Origin of the sequence: Achromobacter sp. ACM03, from assembly GCF_014851665.1 — a bacterium.
Lineage (GTDB): Bacteria > Pseudomonadota > Gammaproteobacteria > Burkholderiales > Burkholderiaceae_B > Achromobacter > Achromobacter aegrifaciens.
The window spans coordinates 254,800-269,694 of record NZ_JACVAD010000004.1 but is presented as its reverse complement, the minus strand read 5'-3'; the positions used below and the strand labels follow the sequence as shown (position 1 = coordinate 269,694).

Below are 14,895 nucleotides of genomic sequence, written 5' to 3'. Positions count from 1 at the left end.
CCCTTCGTTTATCCAAGAATGATCCGGTCGACTTTTGCCCGGAGGCTTGGACATGAACTACCTGGAAATCAGCACCAGCGAACTACTGCACAGCTTTTCCGACCACCTGCAGGCGGTCCGCGAAGGCCAGCATTTCATCATTTCACTGGACGGCGTGTTCTGCGCCAGGTTGACCCCGGTCCTACCCAGCACGTCGCTGGATGCCCATGATGCGCTTGAGGCAATGAAAAGCTTCAAGCCAGCACCGGCCGTCCCCCACGAAGTCATCCGTTCCTGGGTCGAAGAGGGCCGGGAATGAATCCGATCCACTTGATACCGGACGCCTCGCTTGCGCTGGCGTGGCTGGTCGACCGCGCGGACGCCCACGAAGCGCTGATGGCCCGGCATCTGCTGGAAACGGCCCACGAATCTGAAAACACGGTGCCCCTCATCTGGCACACGGAAGTCGCGAACGGCATGTTGCGCGCCGAACGTAGCCAACGGGCGTCGGCGGGTCAGCTGTTCTCGTTCAGACAGCTACTCGAACGCCTGCCCATACTTCCGGATCCGGCCGCCCCATCTTCCAGCGTGGCCCGCAGCTATCTGCTGGCTCGAACGCACGGCTTGACCGTCTACGATGCCAGCTATCTCGAACTGGCCCAAAGAACCAACGGCTATCTGGCCACCTTTGATCGCAAGCTGGCGGATGCCGCCCGGGCGAGCGGTGTTGCCGTCTTTGGCCAACCCCACGGCGTCGCCGAGCCAGCGGCAAGCTACGGTTAAAAAAAGGGCAGCACCTGGCCGCCCCTTTCTACTCGCCAAGGACGAGGTTTACTTCACCCCGTACTTCGTCCGATAAGCCAACACCGCCTCACGGTGTTCGGCGAACGACGCATCATCCTGCAGCAAGGCCAGAATGTCCGCCAGCGACGCAATCGACACCACCGGCATGCCGTAAGTCTTGGCCACGTCCTGCACGGCAGAATGCGCCGACAGCGCGTCGTCCGGACCCGCGCGTTCCATGCGGTCCATGGCGATCAGCACGGCGGCAGGCTCGGCACCGGCCGCGCGGATGATCTCGACCGATTCGCGCACCGAGGTGCCCGCGGTGATCACGTCGTCAATGATGACGACTTTGCCCTTGAGCGGCGCGCCGACCAGGGTGCCGCCCTCGCCGTGGTCCTTGGCTTCCTTGCGGTTGTACGCGAAAGGCACGTCGCCGCCCTTCATGTCCGGGTGGCCGGCCAGCGCCACGGCGGTAGCCGTGGACAGCGGGATGCCCTTGTAGGCCGGACCGAACAGCATGTCGAATTCCACGCCCGAATCCAGCAGCGCCTGGGCGTAGAACTGCGCCAGCTTGCCGACCGAGCGTCCGCTATTGAACAGGCCCGCATTGAAGAAATAGGGACTGATCCGACCCGATTTGACCTTGAAGCTGCCGAAACGCAGCACGCCCTCGTTCAGGGCGAAGCGGACGAAATCCAGGGCGGTGGCGGAAGATTGGGCGGCGGGCATGCGTAAAGGTCCGGTAGATGGCAAACGCCAGCATTTTATCCGCTGTCGGGGCTATTCCCGGGCGGCGGCGCGGAGTCGGTTAAATTGCTGCCATTGCCCCGGCCCTGGCGGCCGCTCAACAGGAGTTTCGCTTTGCTGCGCATCACGTCGATCAATCTCAACGGTATCCGGTCCGCCTTCCGCAAGGGCCTGCAACCCTGGATGGAAAAGCACGCCGCCGACGTGCTGTGCCTTCAGGAAATCAAGATATCCGACGAAGACCTGACCGACGACCTGCGCCACCCGCCCGGCTATACCGGCCACTTCCACCATGCCGTGAAGAAGGGCTATAGCGGCGTGGGCATCTATCTGCGCGACGCGGCCGAGCGGGTGAACGCCGGCCTGGAATGCGAGGAATTCGATCCCGAAGGCCGCATCATCCGCGCTGACTGGAAGAACCTGTCGGTCATCAGCGCCTACCTGCCCTCGGGCTCCAGCGGCGACGAGCGCCAGCAGGCCAAGTACCGCTTCCTGGACCGCTTCGGCCCCTGGATCGACGCCCTGATGCACGAACACAAGACCACCGGCCGCGAGTTCATCATCTGCGGCGACTGGAACATCGCGCACAAGGAAATCGACCTGAAGAACTGGAAGGGCAACATGAAGAACTCGGGCTTCCTGCCCGAAGAGCGCGCCTGGCTGACCGACGTGTTCGACAAGCGCGGCTTCGTCGACGTGTTCCGCACCATCGATGACCGCCCGGACCAATACACCTGGTGGAGCAACCGCGGTCAGGCCTGGGCCAAGAACGTGGGGTGGCGCATCGACTACCAGATCGCCACGCCGGGCATCGCCGCCCGCGCCCGCAATGTGGCCATCTACAAGGACGAGCGTTTCTCGGACCACGCTCCCCTGACGATCGACTACGACGCCACGCTCTGACCCGCCGCTTCCCCTAGCGTTGCGGCGGCTTCCCGGCGCAACCATTCCAGAAACGCTGCCGCCCGCGGATCTTCTGAACAAGACCGCGGCGACAGCAGTACATAGGCCGAACCGTCACGGGCAAAGCCGCAAGGCGCCTGCAGCCGGCGGTCGCGCAAGGCGTCGCACGCCATCAGCGCCGAACCTATCGCCACCCCCAAACCGGCGGCGGCGGCCTGCAAACTCAGATAGAAATGCTCGTAGGCCGGCCCGGTCCGGCGCGGGGGTTTCATGCCCGCTGCCCGCGACCATTGCCGCCAGGCTAGCGGACGCGTCGCGCTGCTGAGCGCTGGCGCCCCGCCCCAATCCGCTTCAGCCGGATCCGCGCCCGCGGCGCCGACCAATCCCGGCCGGCACACCGGTCCCGTCCACTCCTCGCAGACATGCTCGGCATACAGGGCCGGGTCCCAATCGAAGTCATTGCGGCGCAGGGCTACGTCCACACCCTGGGCGCCGAAATCGACCGGTCCGCCCGCAGCGTACAGATGCACCTGCACGCCGGGATGGGCGTGCTGGAAGTCCGGCAGCCGCGGGATCAACCACATCATGGCGATGGTGGGCTCGCAGGACAGCACCAGCGGCGCGTCCGCCGCCGGCTGGCGCAGCTTGGCCAGGCCAGTTGTCAGCTGCTCGAACAGCGCGCTCGTCACCTCGAACAGCTGCCTGCCGGCATCGGTCAGGAAAACAGCTCGATTGCGGCGCTCGAACAGCGCCACGCCCAGCGCATCCTCGAGCAGCCGGATCTGCCGGCTGACGGCGCCATGCGTCACGTGCAACGCTTCGGCCGCCTTGCCGAAAGCCTGATGACGGGCCGCGGCATCGAACACCCGCAACGTATTGAGCGGTGGCAGTTTCATGGCGAAAGGTGATTTTTTCTCACGGATAAGCGGCATTAGAAATCGTTTTTCCGGCGCGCGCCAGCGTCCCACAATGCCGGCTCCATTTCGCAACCTGCCGCCCTATTGCCATGACCGAACTGATCGCCGTCGCCCTCATCACCATTCTTGCCGTCATCAGCCCCGGGCCGGACTTCGCCATGGTCACGCGCAACAGTTATCTGTTCGGCCGCCGCACCGGCCTGATCTGCGCGCTGGGCATCGCGCTGGGCGTGCAGGTGCACGTGTTCTATACGATGTTCGGTGTCAGCCTGCTGGCGCATTACGCGCAGCCCGTGCTGCAGGGCATCAAACTCGCGGGCGCCTGCTACCTGGTCTACATGGGCTGGAAGACTTTCTTCAACCGCACCCAGGTCAGCCGCGACTTGTCGGCCCGCCCGCCGATCTCGGGCTGGCAGGCGCTATACAGCGGCTTTCTGACCAACGCGCTCAATCCCAAGACCACGCTGTTCGTGGTCAGCACCTATACCCAGGTCGTGTCGCCCGGCACGCCGCTGTCGTGGCAGTTCGGCTATGGCCTGTTCATGTCGCTGGCGCACTGGATCTGGTTCGGCGTGGTGGCGTGGTCGGTGTCCTCGCCTTTCCTGCGGCGGCTGCTGCTGGATCATCAGCTTGCGGCCGATCGGGTGGTGGGAGCGGTCCTGATGGCCTTGGGCGCGGGGCTGGCTGCCGCGCAGTTGTAATCCTGCCCCCGGGGAATGATTTCGCTCAAATAAATAACGGGGACGCATTAAGCAGGAAACACCCTTCGTGCCAGCCCAAACATGCCTCAGACCAGCGTTCCTTCCGTCTGCGGAAGTCGCAAGGGCGCAATACTTCTTTGGTTAAATAAACGGGGACATATTTATTTCCCTATGGAATTCAAGCATTTCTGCCTAAATCTCCCTCATGAATACGTCATCCACCCGAATCCAGCCATCAATACGTCCCTATTAAAATAAAAGAAAAAGTGCTTTGATATCAAGGTGATGGCACTATTTTTCGGCTTTGCGCAGGGCAACATTTTGCCCCTACAATTCCCGCACCATACAGGTGCAGCCGTGCACCAAAAAGAATTTTCGCGCCCCAATTCGGCGCAGTCCGCACCTATTCGAAGCACCCCCAAGGAGATCATGTTGAAAGTGCAGAGTCTGGACGACTTCCTGCGTGGCGTCGCCGCGCGCGACCCGCAGCAGCCTGAGTTCATGCAAGCCGTCCAGGAGGTGATGCTGAGTCTCTGGCCTTTCATCGAGAAGCACCCCCACTACGCCGAGCATGCTGTACTCGAGCGTCTGGTGGAACCGGAACGCGTGATCCAGTTCCGCGTGTGCTGGACCGATGACCGCGGCCAGGCCCAGGTCAACCGCGCTTTCCGCATCCAGCACAGCTCGGCCATCGGCCCCTTCAAGGGCGGCATGCGCTTTCACCCCTCGGTGAACCTGTCCATCCTGAAGTTCCTGGCCTTCGAGCAGACCCTGAAGAACTCGCTCACCACGCTGCCCATGGGCGGCGGCAAGGGCGGCTCCGACTTCGATCCCAAGGGCAAGTCCGACGCCGAAGTCATGCGCTTCTGCCAGGCTCTCATGATCGAGCTGTACCGCCACCTGGGTCCGGACACTGACGTGCCGGCCGGCGACATCGGCGTGGGCGCGCGCGAAGTCGGCTTCATGGCCGGCATGATGAAAAAGCTGTCCAACTCGACCGCCAGCGTGTTCACCGGCAAGGGCCTGACCTTCGGCGGCAGCCTGATCCGCCCCGAAGCCACCGGCTACGGCACCGTGTACTTCGCTGAAGAAATGCTCAAGCGCGTGGGCAAGTCCTTCGACGGCCTGCGCGTGTCCGTGTCGGGCTCGGGCAACGTCGCCCAGTACGCAATCGAAAAAGCCATGGCGCTCGGCGCCAAGGTGGTGACCGTTTCCGACTCCAACGGCACCGTGGTGGACGAAGCCGGCTTCACGCACGAGAAGCTGGTGGCGCTGATGCACATCAAGAACGACTTGCGCGGCCGCCTGGACACCTATGCCCGCCAATTCGGCCTGACCTATGAGTCCGGCAAACGTCCGTGGCACGTGCCGGTGGACGTGGCCCTGCCCTGCGCCACCCAGAACGAACTGGAATTGGCCGATGCGCAAACGCTGATCAAGAACGGCGTGCTGTGCGTCGCCGAAGGCGCCAACATGCCGGCCACGCTGGAAGCCGCCAAGGCCTTCATCGCCGCCCGCGTGCTGTACGCCCCGGGCAAGGCCAGCAACGCCGGCGGCGTGGCCGTGTCCGGCCTGGAAATGGCCCAGAATTCGGCCCGCCTGTCCTGGACGCGCGAGGAAGTCGACGCGCGCCTGCACGCCATCATGCGCGACATCCACGAGAACTGCGTGCGCCACGGCCATAGCGAGCGCGAATACGTGAACTATCTGGATGGCGCCAACATTGCCGGCTTCGTGAAGGTGGCTGACGCGATGCGTCAGCAAGGCTTGTATTAATCCCCCCCCCCGAAGCGCTGCGCGCTTCCCCCCCAGGGGGGCGCCGCTGCGGACCGGCGGAGCCCGGCTCCGCGCGGCCCCGATTGGGGGAGACCGGCTTGATGCGGGCGGGTCTGCCTCTAGTCTGACGACGGACCTGCCCCAATAGCGAGGATCTGCCTGAGCCGGCCCCTGGGCCGGCTTAGTCTTTCATGCGACTACACCCGCGCCGTCAGGCGCGTGCAGCGCCTGGCGCTTAATGCTTCATCGTGCCGTGGTTCATGCTGCCGTGGTTCATGCCGGGGTTGTGCGAGGCCGGCTTGACCTTGAATTGCACGGCGACTTCGCCGGCTTTTTCGAACTTCAGCGTGGCCGGGACCGTGCCGCCTTCGGCGAACGGGGCCTTCAGCTTGATGAACATGACGTGGTAGCCGCCCGGGCTGAGCTTGACCTCGGTGTCCGCCGGCAACGCGATGCCGCCTTCCACCTGACGCATCTTCGAGACGCCGTTCTCGGTTTGCACCGTGTGCAGTTCGACGCGCTCGGCCGCGTCGGACGACACCGACAGCAGGCGGTCAGCAGCCTTGGCGTCGTTATCGATGTCCATATACCCCGCGCCATTGGACTGGCCAGGCGCCGACGCACGCACCCAGAGGTCGTCGACCTCGATCTGGCCAACCTTGTAGTCCTTCGCCCAGGCCGAGCCGGCCGTGCACAGGCCCAGTGCGGCAATGACAGCGAACTTGCGGATGTTCATGGGTTGTTCTCCTAGTGGGTTAACGCCGCCTGACCAGGCTGCGGGCAGCTGACAGGACCGAATCCGTCAGGGCTTCCATCGCTTCGGAGTTTACCCGCCAATGCTGCCAATACAGCGGTACATCCTCCCAGGCGCGGCCTCGAAGCAGCATCAGCTGACCTGCATCAAGGTGTTCCTGCACCAAGGGCAGCGGATTCATGGTCCAGCCCAGGCCGCCCAGCGTGGCCTGCACGAACGCGCGTGTCGACGGCACCCACCAGACCGGCGGCTGCCAGGGTGCGGGATCGGCGATCTTGTGCGCGAAGCGCGCCTGCAGCGCGTCCTTGCGGTTGAACACCAGCACCGGCGCCTGCGCCAGCGTCTGGGCGTTGACGCCCTGCGAAAAGTAGCGCTTGTGGAATTCCGGCGTGCAGGTGGCCACGTAGCGCATGCTGCCCAGCGCATGGATGCGGCAGCCCTGGACCGGCTCGGCCAGGGCGGTCACCGCGCCCAGCACCGAACCGTTGCGCAGCAGCGCCGCGGTGTGGTCCTGGTCTTCGGACTGCATGTCCAGCGTGGCGCGGGTGCGCGCGGAGAACTGCACCGCCGCATCGACGAACCAGGTCTCCAGGCTGTCGTGATTGACCGCGACGGGGATGCTGGCATACGGCACATCGTCGTCCGCCACGCCCAGGCGGTCGAGCGCGTCATGCTCCAGCAACGCCGTCTGCTCGGCCAGCCGCACCAGCACCTGCCCGTCCGCCGTGGCTACCGCCGGCACGGTGCGCTGGACCAGCAGGCGGCCCATGCGGTCCTCCAGCGCCTTGATCCGTTGCGACACCGCGGATGGCGTGACGCTCAGCGACAGCGCCGCCCGCTCGAAACTGCCTTCCCGCACCACCGCGGCCAGGGCGCGCAGGTTGCCGTGATCGATTTTCATGAGATTAGTTTTACTTAAGATAGTGAAGGAAAATTAGCTTTATTTCATATTCACTGCAAGCGAAAATGCCTTATTACCGGAGCGCTGATAGCGCCCCGCGTTGTCATCCAAACGCCGCCACAGGCGTAGCAGCACAGGTGCAGGTCATGTTCGCCACGTTGTCATCCCCCCTCTTCTTCACTGCCTGGGCCAGCGGTACGGCCACCGGGCTGGGCCTCTTCGCGGTCGTGGGCGCGCAAAGCGCGTTCATCCTGCGACAGGGGCTGATGCGCGCCCACCTCTTGAGCGTGGTCGCCATCTGCGCGCTGATAGACGCCGTCTTCATCTTCGCCAGCGTGTCCGGCCTGCAGGCGCTCACCGCCTGGTTCCCCTGGCTGACAACCGCCGTGCTGTGGTTCGGCGTGGCCTTCCTATCCTGGTACGCATTGCAATCGGCGCGCCGCGCCTGGACCGCCACCGGCGGCCTGGCCGCCGCCCGCGACGTGGTGCCATCGCGCCGCGCCGCCATGCTGGGCGCGCTGGGCTTTTCGTTGCTGAATCCGCATTTCTGGCTCGACATGGTGGTGGTCGGCTCGCTGGCGCACGGCTTCGAGGAAGCGCGCATGGCATTCGCCGCCGGCGCCTTCACCGCCAGCCTGCTGTGGCTCGCCGTGCTCGGCATAGGCTCCCGCCTGTTCGCCCCGTTCTTCGCCAGCGCGTCGGCCTGGCGCGTGCTGGACGGCATCATCGCCGTGGTCATGGCCGCGCTGGCGGTCAGCCTGGCACTGAAGGGCGTGTAGACGCGTTTAAGCTACGTTTCCAGCAGTTCCCCCGATCGGCCGCCCGGACCTCCCGGCGGCCGGTTTTCCTGCTTGCCGCACCCGCCGCGTCCGGAGTCCCACATGTACAGCTCCACCTTCATCTTCGCCACCAAGCAGTTCGACGATGATTTCCACCGCCTGGATCAAGCCATCGCCGGTGCCGCGCGCGCCATTCCGGGCTATCTGGGCGAAGAGAGCTGGGCAGACACCGCGCGCGGCCTGATCTCCAACGTCTACTACTGGGAATCGCTGGAAGCGTTGGAACAACTCATCCGCCACCCTGCGCACCAGCAGGCCAAGGCCGCACAAGCGCGCTGGCTGGACGGCTATCGCGTGGAAATCTCCCAGGTGCTCCGGCGCTACGGCGCAGGGCTGGCGCCGCCGTCCTTATAATCGCCCGGTAGCCAATCTTTCGTCGGGCGCAACACCGGCCCGCCAGACGATCATGCGCGGTCCCAGCCCTTCCAAAGATGTGCGCCTGCCCCCCCTGGCAGCCATCCAGGCCTTCGAGGCAGCCGCCCGCCTGGGCTCCTTCGAACGCGCCAGCGAGGAACTCTTCGTCACTGCCAGCGCCATCGGCAAGCGCATCGCCGCGCTCGAGGCCATGCTGGACGTCACACTCTTCATCCGCAGCAGCCGCGGCGCCACGCTGAGCTCGGCCGGACGCGAGTACCTGGACCAGGTCCGCACCGCGCTGGACCTGCTGTCCGACGCCTCCCTGCACAAGCGCGGCGAACCCAAGCTCGAACCGCTGCGCGTCGTCTCCACCCCCACGTTCGCCCGCCAGGTGCTGATCCCCGCCCTGCCCGGCTTCACCGCCGCGCATCCCGAGGTGGAGCTGGAAATCATGCTGTCCATCCCCTACCTGGACATCATGCCGCCCAATGCCGACGTCTGGGTGCGCTTCGGCAGCGGAAAATATCCCGGCCTGAACGCGCACCAGTTGACGGCGGATCCGGTGTTCGCGGTCTGCGCGCCCGAATACCGCGACCGGCACGGCCCCTTCGAGCGGCCCGCCGACCTGGCCCGGGCGCAACTGCTGCGCTGCCCGATGGAACCGTGGCGGCCCTGGCTGGCCGCCGCCGGGCTGGACTGGCCCGAGCCCGCGCGCGGGGTGTGGCTGGTGGACCTGGGCATCATGTTGGCAGCCGCGCGCGCCGGCCAGGGCCTGGCGCTCACGCGGCGCGCGCTGGCGGCCGAATGGCTGGACGAGGGCAAGCTGGTGCGCGTCCTGGACATCGAAATTCCCGGCGAATGCCAGTATTACCTGTGCACCGAAACCTCGCGCCCGCCGGGCAGAGCGGTCCAAGCGTTTTCCCTATGGCTGGATGACGTGTGCAAACAGGTTTCTCAATGGCCGCAAGGCCTGCGGGCCGGTAAGGAATAAATTTCCAGGCCGGGGCGGAATGAAATTCCGCGCAGCCCGCCGCCGCGCTGGCTAGGATGCCGCCAATGCAATGTCCCGCCCATGCCCGCCACGGCACGCCGCCTTCCATTCCCTTCCCCACAGCAGGCAGCGCCATGGCGCATGACAGGAACCCTCGTGCGTCCGTACTAGGTATTTACGCGGAAAAACCCCGCCGGGTCAGTTTCGCGTAAGTGATTAGGCAGACAGTCACGACACGCCACACAGGAGAGCGCCGCAGCAACGATTTTCGCCGTCTGGCGCCGGCACACGGTTTTCCACGCAGTTCTACCAATTACAACGGAGACATCAATGGATTTTCGTTTGAAGCTGCTAGCAGGAACCCTTGCACTTGCCGCAACGGCCGCGTCCCACGCCGCCGACCCCATCAAGATCGGCGTGGCCGGCCCCTACACCGGCGGCTCGTCCTCCATGGGCGTCAGCATGCGCGACGGCGTGCGCCTGGCCATTGAAGAAATCAACAAGAACGGCGGCGTCATGGGACGCCAGCTGGTCGCCGTCGAACGCGACGACGAAGCCAAGAACGAGCGCGGCGTACAGATCGCCCAAGAGCTGATCAACAAGGAACAGGTCGCCGCCACCGTCGGCTACATCAACACGGGCGTGGCCCTGGCCTCCCAGCGCTTCTACCAGGACGCCAAGATCCCCGTGTTCAACAACGTGGCCACGGGCAGCGTGATCACGCACCAGTTCAAGGCGCCGGAATACCCGAACAACTACGTGTTCCGCAACGCGGCGCATGACAGCATCCAGGCCCCGATGATCGTCGAAGAGGCGGTGACCCGCCGCGGCTTCAAGAAGGTCGCGATCCTGGCCGACTCCACCAACTACGGCCAGCTCGGCCGCGAGGACCTGGAAAAGGCCCTGGACGCCAAGGGCATCAAGCCCGTGGCCGTGGAGAAGTTCAACATCAAGGACGTCGACATGACGGCCCAGCTGCTGAAGGCCAAGGCCGCCGGCGCCGAAGCCGTGCTGACCTACGGCATCGGCCCCGAACTGGCCCAGGTCGCCAACGGCATGACCAAGCTGGGCTGGAAGGTGCCGATCATCGGCAGCTGGACCCTGTCCATGGCCAACTACATCGACAACTCCGGCGCCAACGGCGAAGGCGCGCGCATGCCGCAGACCTTCATCCAGGACCCGGACACGCCCAAGCGCAAGGCCTTCATCGACGCCTACCTGGCCAAGTTCAAGCCCAAGAACAACCGAATCGATTCCCCGGTGTCGGCCGCCCAGGGCTATGACTCCATCTATCTGCTGGCCGCGGCCTTCAAGCAGGCCAACTCCACCGACGGCCCGAAGGTCCGCGAGGCCCTCGAAAACCTGCAGACGCCCGTCGAGGGCGTGGTCATGACCTACAACAAGCCCTTCAGCGCAGACAACCACGACGCGATCACCGTCAAGGAAGTGGTCATCGGCGAGGTCAAGGGCGGCCGCGTCGTCAAGGCCAACTAAGGTCCCGCAGCGCATCCCGGCGGCGGCTGCCCGGCCGCCGCCAGCCGCGCCCTGTCGCCCAGGGCGCGGGCTTGCCGCCGCCTGAAAACCGCGTTCTGCCCAAGGGGGTTGGGACGGAACCACAGCGCTACACGACACACACCATGATTCTTCTACAGCTCATCTATAGCGGTATCGCGCTGGGCATGATCTATGCCGTCATCGCGTTCGGATACCAGCTCACGTTCGCCACGTCGGGCACCCTGAACTTCGGCCAGGGCGAAGCCCTGATGCTGGGCGCGCTGGTCGGCCTGACACTGGTCGGCCTGGGCGTGAACTACTGGGTGATGATACCCATCGTCTGCATCTTCGGATTCGCGCAAGGCGCGCTGGTCGAGCGCGTGGGCGTCAGGCCCGCCATCAAGACCCGCTCGGAGTTCGGCTGGATCATGGCCACCATCGCGCTGGGCATCATCTTCAAGAACGTCGCCGAGAACATCTGGGGCCGCGACGACCTGCGCTTCCCCTCGCCGCTGCCGGAAGCGCCCATCCAGGTGCTGGGCGCCAACGTGCTGCCCATGGAGCTGCTGGTGGTGTTCGGCGCCCTGGCGATGATGCTGCTGGTGGAAGTCTTCAACCGCAAATCCATCTACGGCAAGGCCTTCGTCGCCACGTCCAACGACCGCGACGCCGCTGGCCTGATGGGGATCAACACGGGCATGGTGATCACCTTTTCCTACGCGCTGTCCTCGCTGACTGCCGCGTTCGCGGGCGTGCTGGTCGCGCCCCTGACCCTGACCGGCGCCACCATGGGCGCGGTGCTGGGCCTCAAAGCCTTCGCGGTCGCCATCATCGGCGGCCTGTCCAGCGGCATGGGCGTGGTGGTGGGCGGGCTGATCCTGGGGATCGCCGAAACGACCACCGGTTTCTATCTTTCGACGGGGTACAAAGACGTGCCGGGATTGGTGTTGCTGCTGCTCGTACTGACCTTCAAGCCCGCCGGCCTGTTCGGCAAGACCGCGATCAAGAAGGTGTAAGCGATGAAACCCTTGCACCTTTTGCTATCCATCGTGGCCGTGGCCTGCCTGGCCGCCGTGCCGCTGGGCGTGACCAACACGTACTACCTGCACCTCATCGAAACCATCATGATCTATTCGATCCTGCTGTTCGGGCTCGATATCGTGGTGGGCTATACCGGCCAGGTGTCGCTGGGCCACGCCGGCCTGTTCGGCATCGGCTCGTATGTGGCGGGCGTGCTGTTCTTCCATCTGCAGATGCCCATCTGGGTGATCCTGCCCGCGGCCATCCTGATCGCGGCCGCCTTCGGCGCGGTGCTGGCGCTGCCGGCGCTGCGCGTCACGGGGCCGTACCTGGCCATGGTGACGCTGGCGTTTGGCACCATCATCCAGATCCTGATCAACGAAATGACCTTCCTCACCGAAGGCCCCCTGGGCATCAAGATCTCCAAGCCCGCCATCGCCGGACATGTGCTGACCAAGAGCGAGTACTTCTGGCTGGTCGCGGCGCTGCTGGTGCTGTCGCTGATCGTGGTGCACCGCATCCTGAAGTCGCACCTGGGCCGCTCGTTCGAGGCCCTGCGGGACAGCCCCATCGCGTCCGACTGCATGGGCGTGTCGGTCTACCGGCACAAGGTGTTCGCCTTCGTCATCAGCGCCGGCTTCGCCGGCCTGGCCGGCGCGCTGTACTCGTATTCCGAACAGTACATCTCGCCCAACACCTACAACTTCGAACTGACCATCCTGTTCCTGCTGGCCATCATCATGGGCGGGCGCAAGAGCCGCACGGGCGCGCTGCTGGGCGCGTCCATCATCGTGCTGCTGCCCAAGATGCTGGATGACATCTCGACCTTCAGGCTGATCGCGCTGGCCGTGGCCATCCTGGTCACCGTCGGCAGCGCCATCGCAATATCCAAGGGCCGCACCGAACCGCGCCGCGTCGTCGTGCCGGTCGTCGGCACCATCCTGCTGGCGGTGTTCTCGTACTGGCTGGAAGCGGTCACCGACTGGCGCCTGACGATCTTCGGCGCCATGATCCTGTTCGTCGTGTACTACCTGCCCGACGGCATCGTGGGCTTCGTGCGCAACCTGTTCTTCTCCAATCGCCGCGCCGCGCTCTCGGTCAAGTCGGACTTGGTGAAAGCCCAGGACGCCGTGCCCGATGCGGCCAAGGGCAAGGGCGACACGCTGCTGGCAGCCAAGGGCGTGCTGATGCAGTTCGGCGGCCTGAAGGCGCTGAACCAGGTCGACCTGACCGTCAAGCGCGGCACCATCCATGGCCTGATCGGTCCCAACGGCTCCGGCAAGAGCACCATGATGAACGTGCTGACGGGCATCTACGTGCCGACTTCCGGCGCCGTGGAATTCTCGGGCAAGTCGCTGGTTGGCATGACACCGGCCGACATCGCTGAAACCGGCATTGCGCGCACCTTCCAGAACGTGCAGCTCTTCGGCGAAATGACCGCGCTGGAAAACGTGCTGGTCGGCCTGCACCACACCTTCACCACTGGGCTGGCCGGCATCGCGCTGCGCACGTCCAAGTGGAAAGGCGAGGAACAGGGCGCCCGCGCACGCGCCATGGCGCTGCTGGAATTCGTGGGCCTGGAATCCCTGGCCAGCGAGGAAGCGCGCAACCTGCCCTACGGCAAGCAACGCCTGCTGGAAATCGCCCGCGCGCTGGCCCTGGATCCGCAACTCCTGCTGCTGGACGAACCCGCGGCCGGCCTGACCGCGCCCGACATCGTCGAACTGCTGGCCATCATCCGCAAGGTGCGCGACCACGGCATCACGCTGATCCTCATCGAACACCACATGGACGTGGTGATGGGGGTGTGCGACACCGTGTCGGTGCTGGACTTCGGCCAGAAGATCGCCGAGGGCCTGCCCAACGAAGTGCAAAGCAACGCCAAGGTCATCGAGGCGTATCTGGGCGGCGCGCCCGCCTGACGCCAAGGGGACAACAAGATGCTATCGATCAAGAATCTGGAAGCGGGCTACGGCAAGGTGAAGGTGCTGCACGGCATCAGCATGGAAGTGCCCAAGGCCAAGGTGGTGACGCTGATCGGCTCCAACGGCGCCGGCAAGACCACCACGATGCGGGCGCTGTCCGGCATGATCCGCCCCACCGCGGGCGAGGTCACGCTGAGCGGCAAACGCATCGACGGCCTGGAGTCCCACCGCATCGCGCGGCTGGGCCTGGCGCATTCGCCCGAGGGCCGGCGCGTATTTCCAACGCTGTCGGTCACCGACAACCTGCTGCTGGGCGCTTTCCCGCGCCTGACAGGCAGCCGTCCCAAGGGCGACGTGCAGTCCGACCTGGGCCGGGCCATGGATCTGTTTCCGCGCCTGAAGGAACGGCGCGATCAGCTGGCCGGCACCTTGTCGGGCGGCGAACAGCAGATGCTGGCCATGGCTAGAGCGGTGATGCTGAATCCGGAACTGGTGTTGCTGGACGAGCCTTCAATGGGGCTGGCGCCGATCCTGGTGGAAGAAGTGTTCCGGATCATTGCGCGGCTCAAGGATGAAGGGGTGACGATGCTGCTGGTGGAGCAGTTTGCTGCTGCTGCATTGAATGTGGCGGATTATGGGTATGTGTTGGAAAACGGGCGGATCTCGGTGCATGGGAGTGCGGATAAGTTGAAGCATGATCCGGCTGTTGTGGCGGCTTACTTGGGTGGGTCGCATTAGAGGGATGGCGTTGTTGGCGTTCTTTTGACGCCTGCCACGTCGGGGACTCGCGCTGCGCGGGGCAACG

At 64.9% G+C, this 14,895-nt stretch carries 16 protein-coding genes; 12 read left to right on the top strand and 4 right to left on the bottom strand.

Annotated elements, in window-relative coordinates; all coding sequences use genetic code 11:
* Nucleotides 1-52: 52 nt before the first annotated feature.
* Together IB257_RS20530 and IB257_RS20525 are read left to right on the top strand one after the other, a co-directional pair.
* Nucleotides 53-298 carry a type II toxin-antitoxin system Phd/YefM family antitoxin gene (locus tag IB257_RS20530; protein ID WP_054456897.1) on the top strand — a complete coding sequence of 82 codons (246 nt, stop codon included), beginning with the start codon at nucleotides 53-55 and terminating at the stop codon, nucleotides 296-298.
* Entirely contained in the window at nucleotides 295-762 is a 468-nt protein-coding gene (locus tag IB257_RS20525; protein ID WP_054456899.1) for a type II toxin-antitoxin system VapC family toxin, read from the top strand. Before IB257_RS20530 ends, IB257_RS20525 begins: the two co-directional genes overlap by 4 nt.
* 48 nt (nucleotides 763-810) lie before the next feature.
* Here the strand turns inward: IB257_RS20525 and pyrE are convergent, their stop codons facing one another.
* The gene (gene pyrE, locus IB257_RS20520) at nucleotides 811-1,494 is read right to left on the bottom strand and encodes an orotate phosphoribosyltransferase (protein ID WP_054456901.1); all 684 of its coding nucleotides are present in this window, start codon (nucleotides 1,492-1,494) and stop codon (nucleotides 811-813) included.
* Nucleotides 1,495-1,626: 132 nt separating this feature from the next.
* Here pyrE and IB257_RS20515 point away from each other — a divergent pair, with 132 nt between their 5' ends.
* Nucleotides 1,627-2,415: an exodeoxyribonuclease III gene (locus IB257_RS20515; protein ID WP_054456902.1), complete on the top strand. Its 789-nt coding sequence runs from the start codon at nucleotides 1,627-1,629 to the stop codon at nucleotides 2,413-2,415.
* Here IB257_RS20515 and IB257_RS20510 read toward each other — a convergent pair.
* The gene (locus IB257_RS20510; RefSeq protein ID WP_192354777.1) at nucleotides 2,397-3,311 is read right to left on the bottom strand and encodes a LysR substrate-binding domain-containing protein; all 915 of its coding nucleotides are present in this window, start codon (nucleotides 3,309-3,311) and stop codon (nucleotides 2,397-2,399) included. The genes IB257_RS20515 and IB257_RS20510 overlap by 19 nt on opposite strands.
* Before the next feature lie 110 nt (nucleotides 3,312-3,421).
* On the opposite strand from IB257_RS20510, the gene IB257_RS20505 reads away from it, so the two are divergent.
* Nucleotides 3,422-4,033: a LysE family translocator gene (locus tag IB257_RS20505; RefSeq protein ID WP_175181509.1), complete on the top strand. Its 612-nt coding sequence runs from the start codon at nucleotides 3,422-3,424 to the stop codon at nucleotides 4,031-4,033.
* A gap of 429 nt (nucleotides 4,034-4,462) precedes the next feature.
* A complete protein-coding gene (gene gdhA / locus IB257_RS20500) occupies nucleotides 4,463-5,809 on the top strand; it encodes an NADP-specific glutamate dehydrogenase (RefSeq protein WP_054456908.1) in 1,347 nt (448 codons plus the stop codon).
* A 235-nt stretch (nucleotides 5,810-6,044) separates the two neighbouring features.
* Here gdhA and IB257_RS20495 read toward each other — a convergent pair whose 3' ends face one another.
* Together IB257_RS20495 and IB257_RS20490 are read right to left on the bottom strand one after the other, a co-directional pair.
* Nucleotides 6,045-6,545, bottom strand: a complete 501-nt coding sequence (locus IB257_RS20495; RefSeq protein WP_119450180.1) for a copper chaperone PCu(A)C — start codon at nucleotides 6,543-6,545, stop codon at nucleotides 6,045-6,047.
* Nucleotides 6,546-6,564: 19 nt separating this feature from the next.
* Nucleotides 6,565-7,464, bottom strand: coding sequence for a LysR family transcriptional regulator ArgP (locus IB257_RS20490; RefSeq protein WP_059379996.1), 900 nt, complete (start codon nucleotides 7,462-7,464; stop codon nucleotides 6,565-6,567).
* Between the two features lie 146 nt (nucleotides 7,465-7,610).
* Between IB257_RS20490 and IB257_RS20485 the strand changes: the two genes are divergently transcribed.
* The 7 genes from IB257_RS20485 (at nucleotide 7,611) to IB257_RS20455 (ending at nucleotide 14,828) form a co-directional block, all read left to right on the top strand.
* Entirely contained in the window at nucleotides 7,611-8,243 is a 633-nt protein-coding gene (locus tag IB257_RS20485; protein WP_054457287.1) for a LysE/ArgO family amino acid transporter, read from the top strand.
* 102 nt (nucleotides 8,244-8,345) lie between these two features.
* Nucleotides 8,346-8,657 (top strand): antibiotic biosynthesis monooxygenase, encoded by a 312-nt coding sequence (locus tag IB257_RS20480; RefSeq protein WP_192492733.1) that lies wholly within the window; start codon nucleotides 8,346-8,348, stop codon nucleotides 8,655-8,657.
* A gap of 52 nt (nucleotides 8,658-8,709) precedes the next feature.
* The gene (locus tag IB257_RS20475) at nucleotides 8,710-9,651 is read left to right on the top strand and encodes a LysR substrate-binding domain-containing protein (RefSeq protein ID WP_054456916.1); all 942 of its coding nucleotides are present in this window, start codon (nucleotides 8,710-8,712) and stop codon (nucleotides 9,649-9,651) included.
* Nucleotides 9,652-9,981: 330 nt separating this feature from the next.
* Complete coding sequence (locus IB257_RS20470) at nucleotides 9,982-11,145, top strand: ABC transporter substrate-binding protein (protein ID WP_054456918.1); 1,164 nt, start codon at nucleotides 9,982-9,984, stop codon at nucleotides 11,143-11,145.
* A gap of 143 nt (nucleotides 11,146-11,288) precedes the next feature.
* Nucleotides 11,289-12,161, top strand: a complete 873-nt coding sequence (locus tag IB257_RS20465; protein ID WP_054456919.1) for a branched-chain amino acid ABC transporter permease — start codon at nucleotides 11,289-11,291, stop codon at nucleotides 12,159-12,161.
* 3 nt (nucleotides 12,162-12,164) lie between these two features.
* A complete protein-coding gene (locus IB257_RS20460) occupies nucleotides 12,165-14,087 on the top strand; it encodes an ATP-binding cassette domain-containing protein (protein WP_119450178.1) in 1,923 nt (640 codons plus the stop codon).
* An 18-nt stretch (nucleotides 14,088-14,105) separates the two neighbouring features.
* The gene (locus tag IB257_RS20455; protein ID WP_013396767.1) at nucleotides 14,106-14,828 is read left to right on the top strand and encodes an ABC transporter ATP-binding protein; all 723 of its coding nucleotides are present in this window, start codon (nucleotides 14,106-14,108) and stop codon (nucleotides 14,826-14,828) included.
* Nucleotides 14,829-14,895: the final 67 nt, after the last annotated feature.